Source organism: Candidatus Contendobacter odensis Run_B_J11 (assembly GCF_000531125.1).
GTDB lineage: Bacteria > Pseudomonadota > Gammaproteobacteria > Competibacterales > Competibacteraceae > Contendibacter > Contendibacter odensensis.
The window spans coordinates 1-9,307 of record NZ_CBTK010000313.1 but is presented as its reverse complement, the minus strand read 5'-3'; the positions used below and the strand labels follow the sequence as shown (position 1 = coordinate 9,307).

General features: G+C 57.1%; 9 protein-coding genes. All 9 read right to left on the bottom strand.

All coding sequences use genetic code 11. The features are described 5' to 3' along the window. Positions 1-202: 202 nt before the first annotated feature. A complete protein-coding gene (gene katE2 / locus BN874_RS21625) occupies positions 203-1,648 on the bottom strand; it encodes a catalase KatE2 (protein ID WP_034437035.1) in 1,446 nt (481 codons plus the stop codon). Between the two features lie 235 nt (positions 1,649-1,883). Beyond that, positions 1,884-2,222: an SUF system Fe-S cluster assembly protein gene (locus BN874_RS21620; protein ID WP_034437033.1), complete on the bottom strand. Its 339-nt coding sequence runs from the start codon at positions 2,220-2,222 to the stop codon at positions 1,884-1,886. Positions 2,223-2,247: 25 nt separating this feature from the next. Then, positions 2,248-2,691 carry a Fe-S cluster assembly sulfur transfer protein SufU gene (gene sufU, locus BN874_RS21615; RefSeq protein WP_034437031.1) on the bottom strand — a complete coding sequence of 148 codons (444 nt, stop codon included), beginning with the start codon at positions 2,689-2,691 and terminating at the stop codon, positions 2,248-2,250. Further along, the gene (locus BN874_RS21610) at positions 2,688-3,953 is read right to left on the bottom strand and encodes a cysteine desulfurase (RefSeq protein ID WP_320411494.1); all 1,266 of its coding nucleotides are present in this window, start codon (positions 3,951-3,953) and stop codon (positions 2,688-2,690) included. Before BN874_RS21610 ends, sufU begins: the two co-directional genes overlap by 4 nt. A gap of 5 nt (positions 3,954-3,958) precedes the next feature. Continuing rightward, the gene (gene sufD, locus BN874_RS21605; RefSeq protein WP_051498189.1) at positions 3,959-5,266 is read right to left on the bottom strand and encodes a Fe-S cluster assembly protein SufD; all 1,308 of its coding nucleotides are present in this window, start codon (positions 5,264-5,266) and stop codon (positions 3,959-3,961) included. Between the two features lie 12 nt (positions 5,267-5,278). Beyond that, on the bottom strand, positions 5,279-6,049 hold the full coding sequence (sufC, locus tag BN874_RS21600) for a Fe-S cluster assembly ATPase SufC (protein ID WP_034437029.1): 771 nt from the start codon (positions 6,047-6,049) through the stop codon (positions 5,279-5,281). Positions 6,050-6,109: 60 nt separating this feature from the next. Next, positions 6,110-7,558 (bottom strand): Fe-S cluster assembly protein SufB, encoded by a 1,449-nt coding sequence (gene sufB, locus BN874_RS21595; RefSeq protein WP_034437027.1) that lies wholly within the window; start codon positions 7,556-7,558, stop codon positions 6,110-6,112. A 33-nt stretch (positions 7,559-7,591) separates the two neighbouring features. Continuing rightward, positions 7,592-8,068, bottom strand: coding sequence for an SUF system Fe-S cluster assembly regulator (locus BN874_RS21590; RefSeq protein ID WP_034437026.1), 477 nt, complete (start codon positions 8,066-8,068; stop codon positions 7,592-7,594). A 260-nt stretch (positions 8,069-8,328) separates the two neighbouring features. Beyond that, complete coding sequence (locus BN874_RS21585; protein ID WP_034437024.1) at positions 8,329-8,883, bottom strand: hypothetical protein; 555 nt, start codon at positions 8,881-8,883, stop codon at positions 8,329-8,331. Between the last annotated feature and the right edge of the window lie 424 nt (positions 8,884-9,307).

Here is a 9,307-nt window from a genome sequence, read left to right as displayed (position 1 = left end):
GGCAGAATCGGCAGCACTAGGCCGATGGCACCCAGCGCGAAATTGAAACCGCCGAATCCAAGCAGCGCCCAGCGGGCCACCTGGGACAGCGGTGGATGAGGTTGAAAGCGGGCAGGGTGTTGCATGATGGCGATCTCCCGAATCAAGCGGCAGGGATGTGTAGACTCCCCACCGCAGGGCCGGCCTTGTGGTTCAAAGACTTTTAGCTCTGTTGCAACGCGGCCAGGGCGCGGCTGACCCCCTCGCCGTAAGCGGGATCAGCCTGTCGGCAGTGGTTGATATGGCGGAGCTGAATCTCGTGCGGTGCATCACCCAGAGAACGTGCGGTGTTCTCAAACAAAACCTGTTGCTGCACGGGCGTCATCAGCCGGAACAATGCACCGGGCTGCGAGTAGTAATCCGTATCTTCGCAGTGGTTCCAGTGGTCCGCCGCACCCTCCAAACTCAGCGGTGGCTCGGCAAAATCCGGCTGCTCGGCCCATTGGCCTTGGTCGTTCGGCTCGTAGCCCAAGGTGCCGCCGTGGTTGCCGTCAACCCGCATGGCCCCGTCGCGATGGTAGCTGTACACCGGGCAACGCGGGGCATTGACCGGAATCAGGTGGTGATTGACGCCGAGCCGGTAGCGCTGGGCATCGCCGTAGGAGAACAGCCGTCCCTGCAACATCTTGTCGGGAGAGAAGCCGATGCCGGGCACGATGCTGGCGGGATTAAACGCCGACTGTTCCACTTCGGCGAAGAAATTTTCCGGGTTGCGGTTCAGTTCCATCACGCCGACCTCGATCAGCGGGTAATCCCGGTGCGGCCAAACCTTGGTCAGATCGAAAGGGTGATAAGGCACCTTGGCGGCGTCGGCTTCCGGCATGATCTGCACTTTGAGGGTCCACTTCGGGAAGTCGCCTTTTTCGATGCTCTCGTAGAGATCGCGCTGATGGCTCTCGCGATCCTTGCCGATGATCGCTTCAGCTTCTCCGTCGGTCAAGTTCCTGATGCCCTGCTGCGACTTGAAGTGAAACTTGACCCAGTAGCGCTCGTTCTTGGCGTTGATGAGGCTAAAGGTGTGGCTGCCAAAGCCATGCATGTGGCGGTAGGTCGCCGGGAGACCACGGTCGCTCATCACGATGGTGATCTGGTGCAGGGCTTCGGGCAGCGAGGTCCAAAAGTCCCAGTTGTTTTTCGCGCTGCGCAGGTTGGTGCGCGGGTCGCGTTTCACCGCATGGTTCAAATCCGGGAATTTCAGCGGATCACGCAGGAAGAAGACCGGGGTGTTATTGCCGACCAGATCCCAGTTACCTTCCTCGGTGTAGAACTTCACTGCAAAACCGCGAATATCACGCTCAGCGTCAGCGGCGCCGCGCTCACCGGCGACGGTGGTGAAGCGTGCGAACAGCTCGGTTTTTTTGCCGACCTGGGAGAAGATTTTCGCCCGGGTGTATTGCGTAATGTCGTGGGTGACAGTGAAAGTGCCGTAGGCGCCGGAACCTTTGGCGTGCATCCGTCGTTCGGGGATGACTTCGCGGTCGAAGTGAGCGAGTTTTTCCAGGAACCAAACATCCTGTAGCAACTGTGGACCCCGTGGCCCCGCAGTCATTACGTTCTGGTTGTGAGCGACTGGACAGCCGGCATTCGTGGTGAGTTTCTTGGCTGACATAGCTGTGTCCTCTTAGTGCGTTAGGTACACCGGGCAAGGGTTGTATAGCCGGTGACAAGGACTATAGAGAGCACAGCGAATGGGGTAAAGTAAATTGTTTATATAAAATATATAGTTAATAGCTATTAAGCCGGCATTGCCCGCCAGAAACCGGCTGTTGTCTTGCAAAATCCCCAGATACGGCTGCAACCCGGAGTACCGCAACCAGAATCCCCTGGCGGGGTGCGCTGGCTCATCACAACAGATTCAATTCCAGCTTGGCGCGCATCGACATCCTATCGTGGTTCCACGGTGGCTCCCAGACGATTTTGACGTTCACCGATTCCACTCCGGCTTGGTGACGGACCGCGTTTTCGACCCACTCCGGCATCGAACCTGCCACCGGGCAACCGGGCGCGGTCAGGGTCATCTCAATATCGGCATGATTGCCCAACGGATCGACGTTCAGGCTATAAATCAATCCCAGTTCGTAGATATTGACCGGGATTTCGGGATCGTAGACCGTCTTGATCGCCTCGATGATCCTGGCTTCCATGTCGTCGGCATCGGGTAGATCCATTGTTACTGTCGTCATGCGCAGTCTCCTGAAAGGGTGAATGTCATTCGGTCGCCACCGGCTGCTGGTGTTCTTCCAGCGCGGCGCGCACCGCATGCCAGGCCAGCGTCGCACACTTGACCCGGCTCGGATAATCGCGCACCCCGGCCAGCACACTGAGCTTGCCCAGGCCATGCGGGCATTCGCTGTCGCTGGTCACGACCGTATGGAACGCATCGAACAGCGGCCCCACATCGTCCACCTTCTTGCCCTTGAGGGCTTCGGTCATCAGCGAGGCCGAGGCGCTGGAAATGGCGCAGCCTGCCCCCTGAAAGGCAATGTCCCTGATAACCCCTTCCTGAATGTCGAGAAACACCGACACCCGGTCGCCACACAGCGGATTAAGGCCATTGGCGGTGTGGGTCGGCTCGGCAATGATGCGGAAATTCCGCGGCCGCTTGTTATGGTCCAGGATTACTTCCTGATAGAGATCGCGCATATCACTCATGCAAATAACTCCTTGACTTTATAAAGGGCTTTGACCAATGCATCCACTTCGTCGCGGGTGTTGTAAACAGCGAATGAAGCCCGCGCCGTGGCGGGAACGCCGTAATGCTGCATGACTGGTTGGGCGCAGTGATGACCGGCGCGAATGGCGACGCCGTCGCGGTCGAGAATGGTGCCGATGTCGTGGGGATGAACCCCTTGCAGGGTGAATGATGCCAGCGCCGCCTTGTCCCGCGCCGTGCCGATAATGCGCAAACCGGGAATGTCTTGCAGTTGCGCGGTGGCGTATTCCAGTAACTCATGTTCGTGCGCGGCGACTGCGTTCAGACCGATGGCGTTGAGCCAATCCAGCGCCGCGCCCAGCCCGATCACGTCGGCGATGCTGGGGGTGCCCGCTTCAAACTTGTTGGGCAGATCGGCGTATTCGGTTTTCTCAAACGTGACCAGGCTAATCATGTCGCCGCCGCCCTGATACGGCGGCATCGCTTCCAATAACGCCTGCTTGCCGTACAGCACGCCGACTCCGCTGGGGCCATAAATCTTGTGGGCGGAGAAAGCGTAGAAATCGCAGTCGAGTTCTCGCACATCCACCGTGAGATGCGGCACCGATTGGGCGCCGTCCACCAGCACCGGAATGCCGCGAGCGTGCGCCGAATCAATCATCGCCTTGACTGGATTCAGCGTACCGAGCGCGTTGGAAAGATGCACCACCGCCACTATTTTCACCCGTCCGCTGGATAGAAACCGCTCGTACTCTTCCAGAATCAACTCGCCGGCATCGGTAAACGGCACCACTTTGAGGGTCGCGCCGGTGCGCTGGCACAGCATTTGCCAAGGCACGATGTTGGAATGATGCTCCATCCCGGTAATCACAATTTCATCACCCGCTTTCACCACGCTGCCGCCAAAGCTGCTGGCGACCAGATTGATGCTCTCGGTGGCATTGCGGGTGAAGATAATTTCCTGAGTGCTGGCGGCGTTCAGGAAAGCGCGCACTTTTTCCCGCGCCCCTTCATAAGCAAGGGTGGAACGCTCGGACAGCAGGTGAACGCCGCGATGGATATTGGCGTAATAGCCGCTGTAGCACGCGCTGATCGCGTCAATCACCGCTTTCGGTTTCTGCACCGAGGCAGCGTTGTCCAGATAGACCAGCGGCTTGCCGTGGATGCGCTGGCGCAGGATCGGAAACTCGGCGCGGATGCGGGCCAGGTCCAGTCCGGCGTGGGTGGCCGGTGTAGCAGAAACGGCGTGCAGGGCACTCATGTCGTTCATTCCGTCTCCATAAAGTCGAGCGCCAGACCAGCGGCTAATAGGTGAGCCAGGCGCTCGCGCAGGGGCGTCAGGCGAATCTGGTTAAGACTGTCGTTAGCGAAAGCGTGAACCAGCATGGCCCGCGCTCGGCTCGCGCTGATGCCTCTGGCCCGCAGGTAAAACTCGGCGTCGGGATTGAGAAAGCCGGTGGTGGAACCGTGACCGCATTTCACATCGTCAGCCAGAATTTCCAGCCGTGGATTGGAGTTGGCCTGCGCCTGTCGCGACAACAATAAATTACGGCTGACTTGACGGGCGTCGGTTTTCTGAGCGTGGGGACGGACATGGATCATACCGTCGAATACGGTACGCGCCTTGCCGTCGAGTACGCTCTTGAACACCTGCTGGCTACTGCCGTGCGGCTGGGCATGATCCACCCGGACATGGACATCGCTGAATTGCTGATCCCGCGCCAAGGTCAGACCGTTGAGAGTGCAATTTGCGCCTTCGCCGTCCAGCAACGCTTCGAGATCAGTGCGCGCTACCAAACCGCCGAAGGACAGCAGATGCACATAAGCCTCGCTGTTGCGTCCTTGCTGGAGCCGGATACCGCCGAAATGAAAGGCTGCCGGCGATTCCTGCTGAATTTTGTGGTAGTGCAACACCGCGTCATCACCCAATCGCGCTTCGGTCACTGGCGCGTTCAGATAACGGCCCGCGCCCTGGTATTCAACAATCACGGTCGCTTGTGCGCCCTCGTCCAGCGCCAGCAGCAGACGCGGATAAACCGCCATGTCGCTGCCGGTGGCGTGGAAAATCAGATGAATCGGGGTCTCTACCACCGTGCCGGGTGGCAGATAAACCAACGCGCCGTCTTCCCAAAACGCGGTATTCAGCGCGGCGAACGGGTGTTGTTCCAATCCCGGCAAGCGATCCAGATACGGCACGATCAATTCAGGATGAGTGAGCAATGCCTGACCGATGCTGGCAATCAGCGCTTGATCCGGCATCTCCCGCAACTGGGACAGCCCCGGTGCATAGCGGCCATTGACGAACGCCAGCCGATGCGCCGGCAAGTCCAGCGTCGGCAACGCCCCGGCATCCACTGGCACGATAGTGGGCGGCTGCAAATTCCATTGCTGCAAGCCGCTCAAGTCGGTCAAGCGCCAGTCTTCCTGCTGGCGGGTCGGCAACCCCAGCGTCTCGAAGCGGGTGAACGCCTTGCGGCGTAAGCGGGCAATGGCGTCCGGTTCGCGGCGGTCGGCGGCGAACCCGGCGAAGTCCGGGCGGTAGCGATCCGGTAATGCGGCGGCGGCGGCAGTCATCGCGGATGTTCCTTACGCCGCCGCCCGGCGGGCGCGACCGGGTTCCTCGTTGTACAGCGCGTAGCCCTGCTCTTCCAGTTCCAGCGCCAGTTCCTTGCCGCCGGAACGGACGATGCGGCCATTGAACAGCACATGTACCTGATCCGGCACGATGTAATCCAGCAGGCGCTGATAGTGGGTAATGACCAGAAAGCCGCGCTCTGGACTGCGCAACGCATTCACCCCATCGGCTACCACTTTGAGAGCGTCAATATCCAGCCCGGAATCGGTTTCATCCATGACGGCGAAACGTGGTTGCAATACTGCCATTTGAAACACTTCGTTACGCTTTTTCTCACCGCCAGAGAAGCCTTCATTAACTGAACGCTTGAGCATGGATTCGTCCATCTTCACCAAATCCATCCGTTGGTGAATCAGCTCCCAAAAGTCCATTGCATCTACTGACGGCTCGCCACGATATTTACGCACCGCATTAACCGCAGCTTTAAGGAAATACAGATTAGCGACGCCGGGAATCTCTACCGGATATTGAAAGGCCAGAAACAGACCTTCACAGGCGCGGGTTTCCGGGGCCATCTCCAACAGATTCTTGCCGTCGAAGGTAATTTCACCCTCGGTGACGATATAACCCTCGCGCCCGGCGATGACATTGGCCAAGGTGCTTTTGCCAGAGCCATTTGGACCCATGATGGCGTGAACTTCACCCGGACGGACGATAAGGTCAATGCCGTTGAGGATTTCGCGGCCCTCGACCGTGGCGTGCAGATTGCGGATTTCCAACATGGTTTGTGGTTCTCTTTTCTCGGTGCTAATACTGCCCTCGCCCACTTGCGGGACAGGGAGTTAACCCACACTGCCTTCCAGCTTCAACTCGATCAGTTTTTGCGCTTCAACCGCAAATTCCATCGGTAACTCTTTGAAGACTTCCTTACAAAAACCGTTGACGATGAGGCTTACTGCATCCTCCGCGCCAATGCCGCGCTGCTTACAGTAGAAAACTTGATCCTCGCTGATTTTGGAGGTGCTGGCTTCGTGTTCAACCTGAGCGGTCGGGTTCTGAACCTGAAGGTAGGGGAAGGTATGCGCGCCGCATTGATCGCCCATCAGCAACGAATCGCACTGCGAATGATTGCGGGCGTTCTCGGCGGTCGGCAGAATTTTCACCAGTCCCCGATAGGCGTTCTGGCCGTGGCCGGAAGAGATGCCCTTGGACACAATGGTGCTGCGGGTGTTCTTGCCAATGTGGATCATCTTGGTGCCGGTGTCGGCTTGCTGATAATCGCGAGTGATCGCTACCGAGTAAAATTCACCGACCGAGTTCTCGCCGCGCAAGATGCAGCTTGGATATTTCCAGGTAATTGCGGAACCGGTCTCGACTTGAGTCCAGGAAATTTTGGAATCATCGCCTTTGCACAAACCGCGCTTGGTGACGAAGTTGTAAATGCCACCCTTGCCGTCCTTGTCGCCCGGATACCAGTTTTGCACCGTCGAGTATTTAATCGTCGCATTGTCCAGCGCCACCAGTTCCACCACAGCAGCATGAAGTTGATTCTCGTCGCGCATCGGCGCAGTACAACCTTCAAGATACGACACATAAGCGCCTTCATCGGCAATAATCAGGGTGCGCTCAAATTGCCCGGTATTACTGGCGTTAATGCGGAAGTAGGTAGATAACTCCATCGGGCAGCGCACTCCCGGCGGGATATAGACGAAAGAACCGTCGGAGAATACCGCTGAATTCAGAGTGGCAAAATAGTTGTCGCGGTATGGCACCACTGAACCCAAATACTGGCGCACCAGTTCGGGATGTTCGCGCACCGCTTCGGAGAAGGAGCAGAAGATAATGCCCAGTTCCGCCAGCTTGCCTTTGTAACTGGTGGCTACTGAAACTGAATCAAAGACCGCATCTACCGCTACTCCGGCTAATATGGCTTGTTCCGCCAGCGGAATGCCGAGTTTTTCATAAGTGCGGCGCAGTTCTGGATCAATCTCGTCCAGACTCTTCGGACCATCGCCTTTTTTCTTCGGCGCGGAGTAGTAGGAAAGCGCCTGATAATCGATCTTGGGGTAATGCACATGCGCCCATTCTGGTTCCTGCTGGGTCAGCCAGTGGCGATAGGCTTCCAGCCGCCAGGCCAGCAACCACTCCGGCTCATCTTTCTTGGCCGAAATCAGCCGAACCACGGCTTCATCCAACCCGGGCGGTACGGTTTCCTGTTCAATGTCGGTTACAAAACCGTATTTGTAATCGCTGGCGGCGAGGTTTTCGAGAGTTTGGGCGTTGTCGGTCATCGGTGAAATTCCTGTGGCAAAAATTCGGCGGATTCAGACGGGACGGGCGGCAACACCGGCGATCATGGCCCGATGCAGGGGATGAAAATGCAAGGGCCGGATCGGGTCGGGACGACTCATTTCCAGCAGGTTGACATTCCGCAATGCGGTGTAAATGGCTTGGTTAATGCGACTCCAATGACCGCTGACTTCGCAATAGTCCTGCCGCACACAGCCATCGTGGGTGTCGTCGCTGCATTCGGTAATCGCGATGGGGCCTTCCAGCGCACTGATGATGTCGGCGGCGGAAATGTCCGCCGCCGGTCGCGCCAGGTTGTAGCCGCCCTGTGCGCCACGCTGTGAGATCAGCAGACCGGCCCGCGCCAATGCCTTGAGGATTTTGCTGACCATTGGCAGCGGCAACTGGCGTTGCTGAGCCAAGGCAGCCGAGCTGCGCGGTTGGCCGTCGGCTTGCGCCAGACAGGTCATCAACACGAAACCGTAATCCGCTTCCCGGGTGATACGAATCATGGACGCTCCGTAGCCTCGTTGAATCAGTACCGGATTAGTACCATTTGCGGCTAGGATAGTTCCAAACCCGGCGCTTGCCAAGGGGGAAGCATATCCATCTACGTGTGGTTGGAAATGGTGGACAGGCGGGAGATGGATTGGGGCGAGGGGGATTCAAATGCCCCCGGATTCGACCCCGAAATCCAGATGATGATGGGGTTGGGCAGACCGGACATCTGCCCAACCTTGAGAACAGGAATTACCCACTACTGATCTGCGCTTCAATCGTCATCGTCAGGAAGACACAGCGTACCGTTGACGGGAGCGCCAGGTGGGACGAACTCATTGCCTGCGATGCCCAGGCTACCCTTGGCGCCACGGAATGCTCCGGTGCCCTCAGTGATGACCAACTGCTCTTCAGCGCTTCCATCAGCTCTAAAGCGGATGGTGTCGAGAAAGTAGAGACTGCCGAGAGTGTTATTATTTATGTCCTTAGCCTTTAGCACCGTAGCGGCTGTCGCGAAATCAGAGGAGTAGACAGGCGGGGGGTTAGCGATCAAGGTCAGGCCGGATACGGATTCTCCAGTTATAGAACGACTACCCCAAAGTCCGTTGGTTAAACTACCTGTGAAACAGGTACCAGGGTATCCCAAGGCTCCCAGAAAGGTGACGCTTGGAAAACGCTTCTTGTAGATAGGATTAGCTATCATACACCCCGTATCTGGAGCGATCTGAACGAATCCCGAAATCGGTTTGCAGGTGTAGCTGTAGGCGTTCACACTCCACGCAAATCCAGCCAAGGCAAGAGCGAGTAAAGAGGTTGACAGGCGCTTCATGGTTTCTCCTTTGAAGGTTGTGATGCCGTTTCTACAGCAAGAAGGATTCTGGGGCTGCAACCGGCACACAAAAACTAGCTAATCTAACTCGAACAGTCAACGGCAAAAATACCCGCTTCCGCCGATAGGGTGAGTTATGGGCTGCAGCCCTTTCAAGGTGTAAAAATACAACATTGAAAATCAATAAGTTGAATTTAACCTCGAACCCTCTTCTTAGCCAAACCCGATGTTAGGCTGAGTTGGGTAACAGAGAATCAGACGGTTACGTCAACCATCAACTGAGCACCTTGAAAGGGCTGGGGCTGTTAACAAAAGCCCTAATAGATTCTTCCGGTTTACCAGCGAATTGATACAACTGCTCAGACAGCAATTCCCGCTCTCCTTATTTAGACCCACTTTTTAATAGGTCGATTAATGATTTCAG